Source organism: Streptomyces sp. LARHCF249 (assembly GCF_052871255.1).
On sequence record NZ_JBIXJQ010000002.1, the window covers coordinates 194,194 to 210,490 of the forward strand.

Below are 16,297 nucleotides of genomic sequence, written 5' to 3' on the forward strand. Positions count from 1 at the left end.
CCCTCCCGTTTCTCCGGCGCGCGCCGTTGCCCGTTGGTCGTGACCGTACCGGCGGGGCGGCCGCCCCGGAAGCCCCTGTCCGGACGCGGGCCCGGGGGTGCGCGCCTCACCGGCCTCGGGTGTGCGCCTCAGCCGGCGTCGCCCGAGGCCAGCCTCTTGGCCTGGGCCCGGCCGACCTCGGCGGCGCGGTGCAGGTAGTCGGCGATGACGGCGAGTTCGGCGTCGGAGTAGCCCTCCAGTACGGCGCCGAAGGCCCGGCCGGGGGTGTCCCAGGCCTTGCCGATGCGCTCGCGGGCCTCGGGGGAGAGGGAGACCAGGGAGCGGCGGCGGTCGTTCGGATCGGCGCGCCGCTCGACGATGCCCGCCTTGACCAGCCGGTCGACGAGGCGGGTCGCGGAGCCGGAGGTCAGGCCGGTGAGGCGGGCGATGTCGCCGGTGCTGACCGGGGCGGGCTCCATGTCCAGGAGGGCGACGCACTGCATGTCGGTGGGGTGCAGTCCGACGTGGTCGGCCATGGCCTGGTTGAAGAGGGAGTAGTCGGCGTAGTGGCGCTGGCTCTCGGTGACGATGCGCGCGAGCAGCTCGGCGCGGCTCCACTCATCACCCGTACGAGGGGAATCGGTTGACATCGGCTTCTCCATGCTCCAAATTTATCTGTGTGACGCAGAGAATGTGTGGCGCAGAATCTGCATCACGTACCTATCCTATGAAAAGGAGCCAGCCATGTCGATCCTCGTCACCGGTAGCCGCGGCGCCGTCGCCCGAGGGCTCTCCGCCCTGCTCGCCTCCCACGGTCTCCCGCACCGGCTCGGATCCCGGGAACCGGACCGTCCCGATGCCGTCCGCTGCGACCTCACCGACCCGGCGACCTTCCCCGACGCCCTGGCCGGAGTCCGTTCCGTCTTCCTCTACGCGGAGGCGTCCGGTGTCGAGGCCTTTGTGAAGGAGGCGGTCACCGCCGGGGTCGAGCACGTCGTGCTCCTGTCCTCCTCCGCGGTGCTGAGCCACGGCGCCGCCGACAGCCCGCTGTCCGCGTCCCATCTCGTCGTCGAGCAGGCCCTGTCCGCCTCTCCCCTGCGGACCACGCTGCTGCGGCCGGGCTCCTTCGCGAGCAATGCCCTCGGCTGGGCCTGGCCGCTGAAGTCCGGCCGCCCGGTTCACCTGCCCTATCCCGGCTCCTTCTGCGACCCCGTTCACGAGGCCGACCTCGCCGAGGCCGCCTTCGCGGTCCTCGCCGACCCGGCTCTCGGCGGCCGCGCCCACACCCTGACCGGACCGCAGTCGCTGACGTTCGCGGCGCAGCTCGGGATACTCGGCGAAGTCCTCGGCCGGCCCCTACCGTTCGAGGCCGTCTCCGCCGAGCAGTGGAAGGCCGGGGTCGACGGCTGCATACCCGGGCCGTATGCCGATGCGCTCCTCGAGTACTGGGCTTCCACCGACGGCCTGCCGGTCGAGATCACCGACGCCGTCGAGCGCCTCACCGGCCACCCGGCCCGCACCTTCGGCCAGTGGGCCGAGGACCACGCCGACGCCTTCGGGGCCCCCGCCTGAGCCCCGTACCCGTACCCGTACGGCGCGGGAACGAGAAGAGGGGCCCCGGTCCGCTCTTCGCGGACGGGACCCCTCTGCTTCGCAGGGTGAGTGACGGGACTTGAACCCGCGGCCACCTGGACCACAACCAGGTGCTCTACCAACTGAGCTACACCCACCATGTCCGGTCGGAGAACCGACCGGCCGAAGAAAAGGGTACAGGGTCCGGGAGGGTGCTCGCTCCCCCGTTGATGTGCCCTTGGCTCCGGGTCGGCTATTCGGCGGGCAGGACGTACTTGGCGGCGATGCTCCGAGCCGTGTCCGAGTCGGGGCCGGGCTGCGGGACGAAGACCGCCTCCCGGTAGTAGCGCAGCTCGGCGATGGACTCCTTGATGTCCGCGAGCGCCCGGTGGTTGCCGTTCTTCGGGGGGCTGTTGAAGTACGCCCGCGGGTACCAGCGGCGCGCCAGCTCCTTGACCGAGGACACGTCCACGATCCGGTAGTGCATGTAGCTCTCCAGCGCGGCCATGTCACGCAGCAGGAACCCGCGGTCGGTGCCGACCGAGTTCCCGCACAGCGGCGCCTTGCGGGGCTCCTTCACGTGCTCCCGTACGTACGCCAGGACCTGTGCCTCGGCGTCCGCCAGGGTGGTCCCGCCGGCCAGCTCGTCGAGCAGTCCGGAGGCGGTGTGCATCTCGCGCACCACGTCGGGCATGGTCTCCAGGGCCGCGTCCGGCGGGCGGATCACGATGTCCACGCCTTCGCCGAGCACGTTGAGCTCCGAGTCGGTGACCAGTGCGGCCACCTCGATAAGTGCGTCGTCCGTCAACGAGAGCCCGGTCATCTCGCAGTCGATCCACACCATGCGATCGTTCATGTGTCCCACCTTATGCGGTCGCGGTCCCGGCGGGTCCGGGCCGCACATGCGGAAGGCCCCCCATCGGTGGTGACCGATGGAGGACCTTCGCTTGTCGTACCCGTGGTGAGGGTTACGCGTGTTCCCGCAGGACCCGGCCCGGGGAGTACAGCTCCGTCACCGTCGGGCCCGCCGCGGCCAGGGCCGCGGCCGCCCGCTGGGGCTGCGGAGTGCGCTGGTGCGGGACCGGGCTCTCCGAGAGCTGGGACACCTGGGCCACGTCGGCCTGCGGCCGCCGCGCCCGGTAGGCGGAGCGGTAGGCGGCCGGGGAGGACCCCAGCTGCCGCCGGAAGTGCCCGCGCAGGGCGACCGGCGAACGGAACCCGCAGCGCCCGGCGACCTCGTCGACCGAGTAGTCGGAGGTCTCCAGCAGCCGCTGTGCCTGGAGCACCCGCTGGGTGATCAGCCACTGGAGCGGCGCGCTGCCCGTCAGGGAGCGGAACCGGCGGTCGAAGGTGCGCCTGCTCATGTAGGCGCGGGCCGCCAGGGTCTCCACGTCGAACTGCTCGTGGAGGTGTTCCAGCGCCCAGGCGACGACCTCGGCCAGCGGGTCGGCGCCGATCTCCTCCGGCAGCGACCGGTCGAGATAGCGCTCCTGTCCGCCCGTACGGCGCGGCGGCACGACGAGCCTGCGGGCCAGGGCCCCGGCCGCCTCGCTGCCGTGGTCCGTGCGCACGATGTGCAGGCACAGGTCGATTCCGGCCGCCGTGCCCGCGGACGTGAGCACGTCCCCGTCGTCGACGAACAGCTCGCGCGGATCGACGTGGACGGACGGGTACCGCTTGGCCAGCGTCGGCGCGTACATCCAGTGCGTCGTCGCGGGCCGGCCGTCGAGCAGACCGGCGGCGGCGAGCACGAAGGCTCCCGTGCACAGTCCGACGATCCGGGCCCCCTCCTCGTGCGCCAGACGCAGTGCGTCGAGCGCCTCGGGAGGCGGCGGTGAAGTGATGGAACGCCATGCGGGCACGACGACCGTGCCTGCCCGGGCGATCGCCTCCAACCCGTATGGCGCGGTCAGTTCGAGTCCGCCGGTGGTCCTGAGCGGACCGTCCTCACCGGCGCACACGAGCAGTCGATAGCGTGGAACTCCCGCGTCCTGCCGGTCGATGCCGAACACGGAAAGTGGAATGGAGCTCTCGAAGATCGGTCCGCCGCTGAACAGCAGCACCGCGACGATCTCCCTGCGGCGACGCCCCGCGAGCTTCCGGCCGGCGTCCGCGACGACGGCGGTGGAATCCTGGCTCATGGCGCTAAGCCCCCCTTGGGTGTCGCGACTCCTTGGTCTGGTCGCACCTGCACGTTTCCCCTCGGCCTTGCACGTGGATCCCCCGCCGTAAATACATGATCGAATCTACTGCGTCCCGTGGTGTCGGCGTGACAAGTTCAGCACGCAGCGCTATGTCGACTTCTCAACTTGGCGAAAAGCATTCGATCAGGAAGCGTTCCGCTCCGCTACCTGCATGAGAAGCGTCCGGTCCGCCCGTGGCCAGTACCCGTAGGGTCGCAGCGCCCCCCGGCGTCTGTCGTCGCTGGTGGTAGGGGGGTTGGGGGGACATTCCGGCAAGAGGGGCACCCTGCCGGGAAGTTGGCTGAAAACGTGCGGGTGTGGGTGTGCGAATGAGTCAGTCGTGCGGGGGCGGCGCCGCGCGCGGGGCGGAACCGCCGCAGACGCGATGTCCACCGGACCCGCCGCGCGAGTGCCGGCCGCGCGGACCGGGGCCGGCCGGCGGCCGCTCCTGCGCCGGCACCCGGGCCGTGGCCCGCTCCACCCGCTCCGAGTAGCGCAGCAGCGCCCGGCACGCGGCCGTCACCGCGACCAGGCCGAGGGTGGCGACCGCCGCCCCGCCGAAGGACGTCCCGTAGACGACGAGGACCACGGGGACGAGCAGACAGCTGAAGGCGGCCCAGCGCACGACGTCACCCGCGGGGTCGTCGTGACGACGCCCGCCGGGGTGCACGGACGAGTGAAGGGCGGAAGGGTGGGAAGGGGAGTGGAGCGGTGCGGTCTCGGCGTAGTGGTGGACGGACTGCGTCGGCTGAGCTGGCTGGACGGGGTGTACCGGATGGCCGGGCACGGCGTGCTCCCTGCGGGCTCTTCCTGAACGGTCGGACTCGTGTCCAACGCCGCTCGACCGGGCTCGGTCACTGTGCGCACGGGTGGCGCCGGGTCCGATCGTCACTGGCTGTAGGGGACAGCGGGCATTGCCAAGGAGCGCTCGCTCCGGCATGCTCCCTGGGACGCTCTCCAAGGGCGGCAAGCCCTGTGCAGGACAGGAGTGTCGCCGTACCCTGGTGGGTATGGGCTTGGGAAGATGCTTCCCGGACAGAGCTCCGTCACCCAGCGTCGCCGATTTCGCCCCTGTTGCTTCCTCCAAGGACCTCTTCGCCGAGACACCCATGGCCGGTCACGAATTCTCCGAACCCGCGGACCGCAAGCGCAAACGGGTCGCCGACCCCGCGTCGGCCGCCGATCTGCGCGCGGTGGAACAGACGCGCCTGCCCTGCGATCCGGCCTTCCGGCACGGAGTCGTTGTGGGATTCGACGGATCCACGTCCAGTGAGCGCGCGCTCGCGTATGCGATCGGCATGGCCCGCCGCTCCGGCTCCGGTCTGATCATCGTCCATGTCGCCAACCGGCTGCCCACGACCGTCTGGGCCGGCTGCGAGCCTCCCGTATTCGTCGACGTGCCGGACCACCGCACCGAGGTGCTCGGGCTGGAACTGGCCTGCGCGGACTACCTGGCCGAGGTGCCCTGGATCCTGGTCGAGCGCGGCGGGGACATCTGCCACGAGCTGGAGGAGGTCGGCCGGGAGTATTCGGCCGACGCCATCGTGGTCGGCTCCACCCACGGGATCGTGGGCCGGATCTTCGGGTCGGTCGCGGGGCGGCTGGCCAAGCGCGCACAGCGACCGGTCGTTGTCATTCCGTGACCGCCGGTTAAGGCGATTGTGTGGTTGTGCCCCCGTGTAAAGGGTAGATAAATGCTGCTGGGACGCAGCAAACAACTGCAGATCGAAGGGAGCCCGCCGTGGACAATGGTGTCTCTGCGGGAAGCACGGCCTCGACTTCGACCCTGGGGAACATTGCCCTGGGTCTCACCCTTCTCGCGTTCGGTATCGGCCACACCGGTGTCATCGACGGAGTGACCGCCGCCGACTCCGTGTCGCTCGCCATGTACGTCGGCGGCGCGGCCCTGTTCCTCCTCGGGCTCCTCGAGTACCGCGGCGGCAACGGGTTCAACGGCACCGCGTTCGCGGGCCTCGGCGTCTTCTGGTTCACGTGGGCCAAGGGGGCGGGAGCATCGGTCTCCGAGGAAGCCGCCGGAACGTTTCTGGTCCTCTTCGCCCTGCTCGCGCTGACCCTCACGGTCTCCGCGGCGAGCGGTCTGTTCGGCCAGGGCGTCTACGCCCTGCTGACCCTGTCCCTCCTCCTGTTGGCCATAGCCTCGTTCGCGGGCAGCGACGGGCTCGCCAAGGCCGGCGGCTGGGCCGCCGCCGTGTCCGGGCTGCTGGCCTGGTACGGAGCCACCGCGGCACTGGCGCACTGGCCCATGGCGATGGGCAAGGCCTCGGGCCGCGGCGCGGTCGCCGCAGGCTGAGCACCCTGTGCGAAGACCCCCGTGCGCGGTGCGCACGGGGGTCTTCGCATGCCCGGGACGGGCAGGGCCGGTGCCTATTCGACCGTGACCGACTTGGCGAGGTTGCGCGGCTTGTCGATGTCGCGGCCCATGGCGAGGGCGGTGTGGTAGGCGAGGAGCTGGAGCGGGATGCCCATCAGGATGGGGTCGAGCTCGTCCTCGTTCTTCGGGACCACGATGGTGTGGTCGGCCTTCTCCTGCTCGCGGTGCGCGACGGCCAGGATGCGGCCGCTGCGGGCCTTGATCTCCTCCAGCGCCGCGCGGTTCTTCTCCAGCAGGTCGTCGTCGGGGACGATCGCGACGGTCGGCAGGGAGGGCTCGATCAGGGCGAGGGGGCCGTGCTTGAGCTCGGAGGCCGGGTAGGCCTCGGCGTGGATGTAGGAGATCTCCTTCAGCTTGAGGGAGGCCTCCAGGGCGACCGGGTAGCCGCGGACCCGGCCGATGAACATCATCGACTTGGCGTCGGCGTACTGGGCGGCGAGCTTCTTGATGTCCTCTTCGCCGTCGAGGATCTCCTGGATCTGGGCGGGCAGTTTGCGCAGGCCCTCGATGATCCGCTTGCCGTCGGTGACCGACAGGTCCCGGATGCGGCCCAGGTGCACGGCGAGCAGCGCGAAGGCCACGACCGTGTTGGTGAAGCACTTGGTGGAGACGACGCAGACCTCGGGGCCGGCGTGGACGTAGACGCCGCCGTCGGCCTCGCGGGCGATCGCGGAGCCGACCACGTTGACCACGCCGAGGACGCGGGCGCCCTTGCGCTTGAGTTCCTGCACGGCCGCCAGGACGTCGTAGGTCTCACCGGACTGGGAGACCGCGATGTAGAGGGTGTCGGGGTCCACGACGGGGTTGCGGTAGCGGAACTCGGAGGCCGGCTCGGCGTCCGCGGGGATGCGGGCCATGCCCTCGATGAGGCCGGCGCCGATGAGGCCGGCGTGGTAGGAGGTGCCGCAGCCGAGGATCTTGACGCGGCGGATGCCGCGCGCTTCGCGCGGGTCCAGGTTCAGGCCGCCGAGGTGGACGGTGTTGAAGCGGTCGTCGATCCGGCCGCGCAGGACGCGGTCGACCGCGTCGGGCTGCTCGGAGATCTCCTTGTGCATGTAGGTGTCGTGGCCGCCCATGTCGTAGGAGGCGGCCTCCCACTCCACGGTCTCGGGGGTGGCGGTGGTGGTGGCGCCGCTGGTGGTGTAGGTGCGGAAGTCGTCGGCCTTCAGGGTGGCCATCTCGCCGTCGTCGAGGGTGACGACCTGGCGGGTGTGGGCGACCAGGGCGGCGACGTCGGAGGCGACGAACATCTCCTTCTCGCCGATGCCCAGGACGACGGGGGAGCCGTTGCGGGCGACGACGATGCGGTCGGCGAAGTCGGCGTGCATGACGGCGATGCCGTAGGTGCCCTCGATCGCCTTGACGGCCTCGCGGACCTTCTCCTCGAGGGAGTCGGCCAGGGAGCGGGCGATCAGGTGGACGATGACCTCGGTGTCGGTTTCCGAGACGAAGACGACGCCGTCGGCCTCGAGCTTGGCGCGCAGCTCGGAGGCGTTGTCGACGATGCCGTTGTGGACGACGGCGACCTTGTTCTCGGCGTCGAGGTGGGGGTGGGAGTTGATGTCGCTGGGGGCGCCGTGCGTGGCCCAGCGGGTGTGGGCGATGCCGGTGGTGCCGGTGAAGCGCTTGGGGACGCGGGATTCCAGCTCGCGGACCCGGCCCTTGGCCTTGACGACCTTCAGGGCCGCGGCCTTGGGGCTGTTGACGACGATGCCCGCGGAGTCGTATCCGCGGTACTCGAGGCGCTGCAGGCCCTCCAGCAGCAGTGGTGCCACGTCACGCTTGCCGATGTAACCGACGATTCCGCACATACGGTTCTGCCCCTCCTGAAGTTCGGTACGTGTGCTCGGTGGCTGGGTCTCAGCCGTGGTTCGCTGTCGTGCGTCAGCCGTAGACGATGCGGCGCAGCTGCCGGAGCGAGAGCTCCGGAGGCGCCACGGCGCGGTGCGGCAGCTCGGCCGCGATCCGCTCGAAGATCTCCGCGTTGACCGCTCCGCCGGACTGCAGTTCCCGGTGGCGGCGGCGGACGAACTCCTCGGTCGTCTCGTCGAAGTACGCGAGCACGTCGAGGACCACCCGGGCGGCCTCGCCGCGCTGCAGCGAGGTGCTGCGCACCAGGTGGTCGACGAGGTCGTCGTGTGACGGACGGCGATCGAGCACGCGTAGATACTGGCGGGTCGGGGCGCCGAACGCAAAGATCCTGCCCGAAATCGGGCAGGATCCTTCTGGTCTGGACCAGCGGAATGGATGGATCCGGTCAGAAACGGCGCAAAACGGCCTGCTTGGCCGCCGCGAACTCGTCGGCCGTGAGGATCCCCGACTGGTGCAGCTCACCGAGTTCGCGCAAGCGCCGCAGCAGGGTGTCGTGGTCCGCCGCGGTCTCCTCCGCCGAGGCCGGCACCGCCGGCTGCGCGACCGGTCCGGCGCCCAGCGCGGCGGAGCCCGCCGGGTCGGCCGCGGCCGCCGCCGGGTGGGGCAGCCGGGCCGCCACCGCCGCCGCGACCAGGGCCATCAGCGGGTCGTTCTTGAAACCGAAGAGCTCCACCGTGAAGGGGTCGTACTTGGGCGAGGCCGGTGCCGCGGTGCCCGCCGGGAGGAAGCGCAGCCAGCCGCTCCCCAGCCCCTTCGACGGGGACCACTCCACCGACCGCAGGTCCGCCACCCGGAACACCCGCGTGCCGCCGGAACGCTTGGCCTCCTCGGCCGTCCAGTTCCACTCCAGGGACACTCGGTCCCCGTCGAAGGCCGCGGTCCCGTCGCCCGCGCCCGCCGTGATCGGGACCGCGGGGCCCGGCAGCAGGTACGCACTGGCGGGGCCGGTCTCCACCTGCTCCAGCAGGAGCGCATGGCGCACCTCGTCCACGAAGTACTCCGCCACCCCGGTCCGGTCCGTCTCCACGGTCAGCCGGTACGGGTCGGAGGCGTCCGGCAGCCGCCCCCCGGTCACCTGGAGCAGCGGGTCGGCGCCGTCACGCAGCCGCAGCCGCAACCGGCCCGCCTTGCGCCCCGGTTCGAAGCTGATCCCGGCCAGCGCGCGCAGCGGTACGGCCAGTTCGCCGAGCGTCTGGCGCAGCAGGCCCACCCCCTTGTCGCGGCCCGGCACGATGCGCACCGTGTCCCCGTCGAAAGTCCAAGTGCCGTCCTTCTGGATGATTTCCGCCATCCGTCGATTCTCGCACCGGCCACCCGGGCCCACTTGGCCTATACCTGAGCCATGAGAGTCCTGCGACGCACGCTCGGCACCCTCCTCGCCCTCTGCGCACTGGGAGCCGCCCCAGCCCTTGTCACAGCCTGCACCGCGGCCCGGGGCGACGACGCCAGACCCGGAGGCCACGCCCCCGCCGCCGCCCTCACCCCCTTCGAACGGCTGCTTCCGGCGCCCGTCTCCGCACGCGCCGAAGGCCCCGGGTACTCCTTCGGGGCGGGCACGGTCATCCGTACGGGCCCGGGCCCCGACGAGGAGGTCCGGCGGGTCGGCGAACTCCTCGCGGAGCAGCTGCGCGGCCCGAGCGGACTCCCGCTGCCCGTGGTCGACGGGGCCGAGGGGGACGGGATCCGGCTCCGGATCGAGGAGGAGGCCGAGGGGGTCGGGGCGGAGGGGTACCGGCTGGAGTCCGGACCGGCCGGGATCACCCTCACCGCGCGGACCCCGGCCGGACTGTTCCACGCCGGGCAGACGCTGCGGCAGCTGGTACCGGTGGCCGGGCCCGGGACGGTGCCCGGCGGGACGGTCGTGGACCGGCCGCGCTTCGCGTACCGGGGCGCGATGATCGACATCGCGCGGCACTTCTTCACGGTGGAGCAGGTCAAGAGGTACGTCGACCAGCTGGCCCAGTACAAGGTCAACACGCTGCACGTGCACCTGACCGACGACCAGGGGTGGCGCCTGGCGGTCGACTCCTGGCCGCGGCTGGCGGAGTACGGGGGCGGCAGCGAGGTCGGCGGCGGACCGGGCGGGCACTGGACGAAGGACGAGTACCGGGAGCTCGTCGCGTACGCCGGGCAGCGGTACGTGGACGTGGTCCCCGAGATCGACATGCCGGGGCACACGAACGCGGCGCTCGCCTCGTACGCGGAGCTGAACTGCGACGGGAAGGCGCCGCCGCGGTACACCGGGATCAAGGTGGGCTTCAGCTCGCTGTGCGTCGCCAAGGAGCGGACGTACGAGTTCATCGACCAGGTGCTCGGCGAGCTGGCGGAGCTGACGCCGGGCCGCTACCTGCACATCGGCGGCGACGAGGCGCACTCGACGCCGGCGGCGGACTACGCGGCCTTCATGGACCGGGCGCAGGCGGTGGTGGGCCGGTACGGGAAGACGGTGGTGGCCTGGCACCAGCTCGCGGCGGCGCGGCCCGCGCAGGGGGCGGTGCTGCAGTACTGGGGGCACGACCGGACGCCGGCCGCGGAGAAGGCCGGGGTCGTCGCGGCGGCTAAGGCGGGGCATCCGCTGATCCTGTCGCCGGCGGACCGGCTGTACCTGGACATGAAGTACGACCTGAAGACGAAGCCGGGGCTGGCATGGGCCGGGCTCGTGCCGGTCGAGCGGTCGTACTCCTGGAACCCGGGGGCGTACCTGGCCGGGGTCCCGGAGTCGGCCGTCCTGGGCGTGGAGGCGCCGCTGTGGACGGAGACGGTCGCCACGCGGGCGGACTGGGAGCTGATGGCGTTTCCGCGGGTGCTGGGCCTCGCCGAGCTCGGCTGGTCGCCGGCCGCTGCCCTTGACTGGGCGTCGTACAGCCGGCGCCTGGGCGCGCAGGGCCCGCGCCTGGACGCGCAGGACATCGCGTACTACCGCGCCCCTGACGTCCCGTGGTCTTAGCGGCGCGGCGCCGTTGAAAAGATCGGGGCGGAGCCCAGAGAAGGCGGGCGGCAGCCGAGGGACCGTATCGGCTGCCCGCCCACCCCCTCGTCACCGCCGCGCAGCGAACCGCGCGAGGGGGTTCTCGAGGGTGCCGATCAGCTGGAGCGCGGCGGACGGGTCGGCGAGGTCGACCATCTGCTCGTTGTTGCGCAGCTGGAGGCGGTTCAGGCAGGACAGCTGGAACTCCGCGGCGAACAGGTCGTAGCGCTCGAAGCGGTCCGCCAGGGCCGGCATGGAGTCCTGGTACTCGTGGGCGCAGTCCGCGACCGCCCGCCAGAAGGTGTCCTCCTCGCAGATGCCCTCCGTCGCCAGGATCGGGCCCAGGAAGCGGAAGAAGCAGTCGAAGACGTCCGTGAAGATCGACAGCAGCTTCATGTCCTCCGGGACGTCCGCCCGGACCCGCTCGACCGCGGGCGGCAGCACCGCGTCCGGGTCCATGACGACGATCTCCTCGGCGATGTCCTTGAAGATCGCCCGCTTCACCACGCCGCCCTCGATGACGAGGATGGTGTTCTCGCCGTGCGGCATGTACGCGAGGTCGTACCGGTAGAAGCAGTGCAGGAGCGGGACCAGGTAGGCCCGGAGGTACGAGCGCAGCCACTCGGCGGGGGTCAGGCCCGACTCCGCGATCAGGGCGCCGACGAAGGACTTGCCCTCGGCGTCGACGTGGAGGAGCGAGGCCATCGTGGCCAGCCGCTCGTCGCCCTGGAGGGAGTTCACCGGGGACTCGCGCCAGAGCGCGGCCAGCATCTTGCGGTACGGGGAGTACCGGTCGGTGGCGCGCTCGTACTGGCGGTGGTGGTAGCCGATCGCCGCGCGCTCGCGGATGATCGAGAAGTCGACGGACCGCAGCACCGGGTCCGACCCGATCAGCTGGTGGAGCCAGTCGTTGATGGCCGGGGTGGCCTCCATGTACGCGGCGGACAGGCCCCGCATGAAGCCCATGTTCAGCACCGAGATGGCCGTCTTGACGTAGTGCTTGCCGGGGGCGCTGGTGTTGAAGAAGGTGCGGATCGACTGCTGTGCCAGGTACGCGTCCGCGCCCTCGCCCAGCAGGACCAGGCGGCGGTTCGCGATCTCGGCGGCGAAGGTGATGGTGGTCTTGTTCCACCACTGCCAGGGGTGGACCGGGAACAGGTGGTAGTCCGCCAGGTCCAGGCCGAGGCCGGTCATCCGGGCGGCGAAGGCCGCGATCGTCTCGTCGCCCAGCTCGGCGCGCATGAACGTGTCGTGGTCCAGGCCCGCGCCCGCCGTGAAGGTGGAGACGTCCTTGCGGGCCGCCACCCACACCAGGTGGACCGGGCTCGCCGTCTCCGGGGCGTACGAGAGGTACTCGTGCACGCCGAAGCCGAGGCGGCCGTTGTTCGCGACGAAGCAGGGGTGGCCCTCGGTCATGCCGGTCTCGATGTCCTGGAAGGAGGACTTGGCGAGGACGGCGGAGGAGACCTGCGGCTTCGTGTACTTGAAGCCCGAACCGGCCAGGGTGGAGGAGATCTCCTCCAGGTAGACGGGCAGGACTTCGGCGCTCAGCCCCAGGGACTGCCGGAGCTCGATGTGGAAGTCGAGGGCGTCCAGCGGAAGCTCGCCGCCGTCCTGGTGGCGGGTGATGGACGACTCGTCCACCGCCCAGTGGTCCAGGGCGTGGTGGGTGGCCGCGAAGCGGTACTCCACCGAGGAGTCGTCGCTCAGGACCGAGTAGCGGCCGCAGTCCAGGAGCTTCGGGGTCAGCAGGCGCTCGTGGGAGAACTCCGAGAGGGCCTTGCGGACCAGGGCGCGGTTGGCGCGGGCCCACAGCTCGGGGTCGAGGTGGGAGACGGCGTCGGCGAGGCTCATATCGAGAGCTCCTTGGTGAGGCCGGTGGCCGCCTCGAACCGGGCGCGGGTGCAGAAGCTGAGGAGGGCTTCCTTCTCCGGCTTCTGTACGGGGCGGTCGGGCACGAAGCCGACGGCCTCGTTCAGGGCGTGGACGGCGGTGTTGCGGACGTCGGGCTCGACCACGACGCGCTCGGCCGCCGGGTCGGCGAACACGGCCGCCATGACGGTGGTGATGACCGCGCGGGTGAACCCGTGCAGCGGCTGCTCGCTCGGTGCGACGAGGAAGTGCATGCCGACGTCGCCGGGCCGGGCCTCGTACAGGCCGACGAGCTCCAGGCGGGCCGGGTCGTACGTCTCCATCAGGAAGGCGGGCCGGCCCTCGTGCAGGCCGATGAAGGCCTGGTGGTGCTCGGCCGCGGCGATCCTCATGTACTCGCGCTCGACGTCCGGCAGCGAGGCGTCCTGCATCATCCAGAACGAGGCCTTGGGGTGGGTGACCCAGCCGTGCAGGAGCTCCGCGTCGGAGAACGGGTCCAGCGGGCGGATGGCGAAGGTGCCGAGGACCGCGTCGGTGCGGGCGTAGAGGATCTCGGTGGTGGAGCCGGTGGTGCTCATGCGTGCATGCCTTCCGGGACTGCGAACTGCTGGAACGCGATGGACTTCTCGACCTTGTAGTACTCGCGGCCGAGGAGCTCGCCGATGATGTACGCGTTGCGGTACGCGGCCATGCCCAGGTCGGGCGAGGTGAGGGAGTGGTTGTGGGTCGTGCCGTTCTGGAGGTAGACCCCGCGGCCGGTGGTGTCGACGCTGTAGTTGCGGGCGGCGTCCAGGCGTCCGCGGCCGTCGAAGTTCAGCCGGTCGCGCACCGGGGCGAGGAATTCCGGGACCCGGTACTTGTAGCCGGTGGCCAGCACCAGGCCCTCGGTGGCGAGGGAGAAGTCCCGCTCCTGCTCCTCCTGGCGCAGGCCGAGGGTGTACGTGCCCGTGGTGGTGTCGTACGCCGTGCTGTTCAGCGAGGTGTTGGTCAGCAGGGTGGTCGGGACCGGGCCGGGCATGCTGATCTTCTTCTGGTAGAGCAGGTCGAAGATGGCGTTGATCAGATCGCCGTCGATGCCCTTGAAGAGGTTCTTCTGCTGGGTCTCCAGCCGGTAGCGGGTGTCCTCGGGGAGGGCGTGGAAGTAGTCCACGTACTCGGGGGAGGTCATCTCCAGCGTCAGCTTCGTGTACTCGAGCGGGAAGAAGCGCGGTGAGCGCGTGACCCAGTTGATCCGGTAGCCGTACACGTCGATCTCGGCGAGGAGGTCGTAGTAGATCTCGGCGGCGCTCTGGCCCGAGCCGACCAGCGTGATCGACTTCTTCTTCTGGAGCTCCGGCTTGTGCCGCATGTACGCGGAGTTGTGCAGGAAGTCGCCGCCGAGGCCCGCGCAGGCCTCCGGGACGAAGGGCGTGGTGCCCGTGCCCAGGACCAGGCGGCGGGCCAGGTGGGTCTCGCCCTTGTCGGTGTGGACCTCGTAGAGGCCGGCCCGCTCGTCGTAGGTGACCTCGGTGACGGAAGTGGAGTACAGGACGTTGTCGAGCCGGTCGGCGGCCCAGCGGCAGTAGTCGTTGTACTCGGCCCGCAGCGGGTAGAAGTTCTCCCGGATGTAGAAGGAGTACAGCCGGTCGTTGTCCTTCAGGTAGTTCAGGAAGGAGAACGGCGAGGTCGGGTCCGCGAGGGTGACCAGGTCCGACATGAACGGCGTCTGCAGGTGCGCGCCGTCCAGGAACATTCCGGCGTGCCACTCGAAGTGCGGCTTCGACTCGATGAACAGGCCGTCGAGCTCGTCGATCGGGGCGGTCAGGCAGGCGAGTCCCAGGTTGAAGGGGCCGAGGCCGATGCCGATGAAGTCGTGGGGCTTAACGGTGGACGGCAAGGGATTCTCCCAGGAACTGCTCGGCGTGTGCGGCAAGAAGGTCGAGTACGGCCGCGATGTCGGCCGTCGTGGTCTGCGGGTTGAGGAGGGTGAACTTCAGGTACTGGTCCCCGTCCACCTTGGTGCCGGCGACGACGGCCTCGCCCGAGGCGAACAGCGCCTTGCGGGCGTGCAGGTTGGCCTCGTCGACCAGGTCCCCCCGGACGTCGCCCTCCGGTACGTAGCGGAAGACCAGGGTGGAGATCCGGGGCTTGACGACGACCTCGAAGCGGGGGTCGGCGTCGATGAGGTCCCAGCCCGCGGCGGCCAGGTCGATGACCTCGTCGAAGAGGGAGCCGATCCCGTCGGCGCCCATGACGCGCAGGGTCATCCAGAGCTTGAGCGCGTCGAAGCGGCGCGTGGTCTGGATGGACTTGTCGACCTGGTTGGGGATGCGCTCCTCGGCCATGCGGCGCGGGTTGAGGTAGTCCGCGTGGTACGTGGCGTGCCCCAGGGTGTCGCGGTCGCGCACCAGCATGGCGCTGGAGCTGACGGGCTGGAAGAACGACTTGTGGTAGTCCACGGTGACGGAGTCGGCGCGCTCGATGCCGTCGAGGAGGTGCCGACGGGTGGGGGAGACCAGCAGTCCGCAGCCGTAGGCGGCGTCCACGTGCATCCACGCGGAGTGCTCGGCGGCCAGCTGGGCGATCTCGGGAAGCGGGTCGATGGACCCGAAGTCGGTGGTGCCGGCGGTGGCGACGACGGCCATCGGGAAGAGGCCCTCGGCGGCGCACGCCTCGAGCTCCAGGGCGAGCACCGCGGTGTCCATCCGGCGGCTCCGGTCGACCGGGACGGCGATGACGGCCTCGTAGCCGAGTCCGAGCATGGCGGCCGACTTCTTCACGCTGAAGTGGCCGGCCTCGGAGGTGAAGATGCGCAGCTTGGGGAGGAGTTCGGCCTTGGTGAGCTCGCGTCCGCCGGCCAGCGCCTTCTTCATCACGGTGCGGCAGGCCTCGTCGCGGGCCAGCAGCAGCGCGTGGAAGTTGGACTGGCTGCCGCCGGAGGTGAAGATCCCGTCCGCGGCGGGGCCGAGGCCGATGCGCTGCGCGGTCCAGTCGATGAGGCGGCGCTCGATGAGCGTGCCGCCGATGGACTGGTCCCAGGTGTCGAGGGAGGAGTTGACGGCCGAGAGGACCGCCTCGCCGAGCACCGCCGGGATGACGACGGGGCAGTTGAGGTGGCCGAGGTAGCGCGGGTGGTGGAAGTAGACCGCGTCGCGCAGGTAGACGTCCTCCAGCTCGTCGAGGACGGCGGAGGGGTCCTCGAGCGGCTTGTCCAGATCGATCCCGTTGATGACCGGGGCGAGTTCGTCCACGGAGATACCGGTGTGGGGGCGCTGCGTGGTCGCGAGTTTGGCGGCGACACGGTCGACGCCCTCGGTGACGGATCGCCGGTAGAGGTCCGCGGTCGTCTCGTTCAGCAGATGCGAGCGCATCAACTTTCCTCCGGGCAGGGGGAGAAGGGGGGTGGGGTGTGCACTTAGGTTAGCCTAACCTAAGTAACAAGCCAAACGACGATGGGCCCCGGCTGAAAGCCGGGGCCCA

General features: G+C 70.6%; 15 protein-coding genes and 1 tRNA gene. 4 read left to right on the forward strand and 12 right to left on the reverse strand.

Annotation, left to right across the window (positions count from 1 at the left end; genetic code table 11):
• Positions 1–128: 128 nt before the first annotated feature.
• Positions 129–629, reverse strand: a complete 501-nt coding sequence (locus ACIPUC_RS05760; RefSeq protein WP_446586953.1) for a MarR family winged helix-turn-helix transcriptional regulator — start codon at positions 627–629, stop codon at positions 129–131.
• Positions 630–723: 94 nt separating this feature from the next.
• Between ACIPUC_RS05760 and ACIPUC_RS05765 the strand changes: the two genes are divergently transcribed.
• Positions 724–1,551, forward strand: coding sequence for an NAD(P)H-binding protein (locus ACIPUC_RS05765; RefSeq protein ID WP_446586954.1), 828 nt, complete (start codon positions 724–726; stop codon positions 1,549–1,551).
• 85 nt (positions 1,552–1,636) lie between these two features.
• On the opposite strand, the gene ACIPUC_RS05770 is transcribed toward ACIPUC_RS05765, so the two are convergent.
• The 4 genes from ACIPUC_RS05770 to ACIPUC_RS05785 form a co-directional block, all read right to left on the reverse strand.
• Positions 1,637–1,709 (reverse strand) — tRNA-His (locus ACIPUC_RS05770).
• 95 nt (positions 1,710–1,804) lie between these two features.
• A complete protein-coding gene (gene orn, locus ACIPUC_RS05775; RefSeq protein WP_362587348.1) occupies positions 1,805–2,407 on the reverse strand; it encodes an oligoribonuclease in 603 nt (200 codons plus the stop codon).
• Between the two features lie 112 nt (positions 2,408–2,519).
• Positions 2,520–3,692, reverse strand: coding sequence for a helix-turn-helix domain-containing protein (locus tag ACIPUC_RS05780; RefSeq protein ID WP_031150010.1), 1,173 nt, complete (start codon positions 3,690–3,692; stop codon positions 2,520–2,522).
• A gap of 376 nt (positions 3,693–4,068) precedes the next feature.
• Positions 4,069–4,521, reverse strand: coding sequence for a hypothetical protein (locus ACIPUC_RS05785; protein WP_446586955.1), 453 nt, complete (start codon positions 4,519–4,521; stop codon positions 4,069–4,071).
• A gap of 322 nt (positions 4,522–4,843) precedes the next feature.
• On the opposite strand from ACIPUC_RS05785, the gene ACIPUC_RS05790 reads away from it, so the two are divergent.
• Positions 4,844–5,377, forward strand: coding sequence for a universal stress protein (locus ACIPUC_RS05790; protein WP_215147414.1), 534 nt, complete (start codon positions 4,844–4,846; stop codon positions 5,375–5,377).
• Positions 5,378–5,475: 98 nt separating this feature from the next.
• Positions 5,476–6,045, forward strand: coding sequence for an acetate uptake transporter (locus ACIPUC_RS05795; RefSeq protein WP_446586956.1), 570 nt, complete (start codon positions 5,476–5,478; stop codon positions 6,043–6,045).
• Positions 6,046–6,119: 74 nt separating this feature from the next.
• On the opposite strand, the gene glmS is transcribed toward ACIPUC_RS05795, so the two are convergent.
• From glmS to ACIPUC_RS05810, 3 genes are all read right to left on the reverse strand, one after another.
• On the reverse strand, positions 6,120–7,937 hold the full coding sequence (gene glmS / locus ACIPUC_RS05800) for a glutamine--fructose-6-phosphate transaminase (isomerizing) (RefSeq protein ID WP_446586957.1): 1,818 nt from the start codon (positions 7,935–7,937) through the stop codon (positions 6,120–6,122).
• A gap of 73 nt (positions 7,938–8,010) precedes the next feature.
• Positions 8,011–8,286, reverse strand: a complete 276-nt coding sequence (locus ACIPUC_RS05805) for a hypothetical protein (RefSeq protein WP_069920372.1) — start codon at positions 8,284–8,286, stop codon at positions 8,011–8,013.
• A 97-nt stretch (positions 8,287–8,383) separates the two neighbouring features.
• The gene (locus tag ACIPUC_RS05810) at positions 8,384–9,289 is read right to left on the reverse strand and encodes a DUF4429 domain-containing protein (protein ID WP_446586958.1); all 906 of its coding nucleotides are present in this window, start codon (positions 9,287–9,289) and stop codon (positions 8,384–8,386) included.
• A 51-nt stretch (positions 9,290–9,340) separates the two neighbouring features.
• Between ACIPUC_RS05810 and ACIPUC_RS05815 the strand changes: the two genes are divergently transcribed.
• Complete coding sequence (locus tag ACIPUC_RS05815; RefSeq protein WP_446586959.1) at positions 9,341–10,945, forward strand: beta-N-acetylhexosaminidase; 1,605 nt, start codon at positions 9,341–9,343, stop codon at positions 10,943–10,945.
• Positions 10,946–11,035: 90 nt separating this feature from the next.
• On the opposite strand, the gene ACIPUC_RS05820 is transcribed toward ACIPUC_RS05815, so the two are convergent.
• The 4 genes from ACIPUC_RS05820 to ACIPUC_RS05835 are packed head-to-tail and all read right to left on the reverse strand — an operon-like array spanning position 11,036 to position 16,188.
• Positions 11,036–12,820 carry an IucA/IucC family protein gene (locus ACIPUC_RS05820; protein WP_446586960.1) on the reverse strand — a complete coding sequence of 595 codons (1,785 nt, stop codon included), beginning with the start codon at positions 12,818–12,820 and terminating at the stop codon, positions 11,036–11,038.
• Positions 12,817–13,416: a GNAT family N-acetyltransferase gene (locus ACIPUC_RS05825; protein WP_446586961.1), complete on the reverse strand. Its 600-nt coding sequence runs from the start codon at positions 13,414–13,416 to the stop codon at positions 12,817–12,819. The genes ACIPUC_RS05820 and ACIPUC_RS05825 overlap by 4 nt, the downstream gene beginning before the upstream one ends.
• Positions 13,413–14,714 carry a lysine N(6)-hydroxylase/L-ornithine N(5)-oxygenase family protein gene (locus ACIPUC_RS05830; protein ID WP_446586962.1) on the reverse strand — a complete coding sequence of 434 codons (1,302 nt, stop codon included), beginning with the start codon at positions 14,712–14,714 and terminating at the stop codon, positions 13,413–13,415. The genes ACIPUC_RS05825 and ACIPUC_RS05830 overlap by 4 nt, the downstream gene beginning before the upstream one ends.
• Positions 14,698–16,188: a pyridoxal phosphate-dependent decarboxylase family protein gene (locus tag ACIPUC_RS05835; protein WP_446586963.1), complete on the reverse strand. Its 1,491-nt coding sequence runs from the start codon at positions 16,186–16,188 to the stop codon at positions 14,698–14,700. The genes ACIPUC_RS05830 and ACIPUC_RS05835 overlap by 17 nt, the downstream gene beginning before the upstream one ends.
• Between the last annotated feature and the right edge of the window lie 109 nt (positions 16,189–16,297).

Coding starts and splice junctions, on each gene's coding strand:
- ACIPUC_RS05820 (WP_446586960.1), bottom strand. CDS start 12,820: ATGAGCCTCGCCGACGCCGTCTCCCACCTCGACCCCGAGCTGTGGGCC.
- ACIPUC_RS05780 (WP_031150010.1), bottom strand. CDS start 3,692: ATGAGCCAGGATTCCACCGCCGTCGTCGCGGACGCCGGCCGGAAGCTC.
- ACIPUC_RS05835 (WP_446586963.1), bottom strand. CDS start 16,188: ATGCGCTCGCATCTGCTGAACGAGACGACCGCGGACCTCTACCGGCGA.
- ACIPUC_RS05765 (WP_446586954.1), top strand. CDS start 724: ATGTCGATCCTCGTCACCGGTAGCCGCGGCGCCGTCGCCCGAGGGCTC.
- orn (WP_362587348.1), bottom strand. CDS start 2,407: ATGAACGATCGCATGGTGTGGATCGACTGCGAGATGACCGGGCTCTCG.
- ACIPUC_RS05790 (WP_215147414.1), top strand. CDS start 4,844: ATGGCCGGTCACGAATTCTCCGAACCCGCGGACCGCAAGCGCAAACGG.
- ACIPUC_RS05825 (WP_446586961.1), bottom strand. CDS start 13,416: ATGAGCACCACCGGCTCCACCACCGAGATCCTCTACGCCCGCACCGAC.
- ACIPUC_RS05810 (WP_446586958.1), bottom strand. CDS start 9,289: ATGGCGGAAATCATCCAGAAGGACGGCACTTGGACTTTCGACGGGGAC.
- ACIPUC_RS05815 (WP_446586959.1), top strand. CDS start 9,341: ATGAGAGTCCTGCGACGCACGCTCGGCACCCTCCTCGCCCTCTGCGCA.
- ACIPUC_RS05760 (WP_446586953.1), bottom strand. CDS start 629: ATGTCAACCGATTCCCCTCGTACGGGTGATGAGTGGAGCCGCGCCGAG.
- glmS (WP_446586957.1), bottom strand. CDS start 7,937: ATGTGCGGAATCGTCGGTTACATCGGCAAGCGTGACGTGGCACCACTG.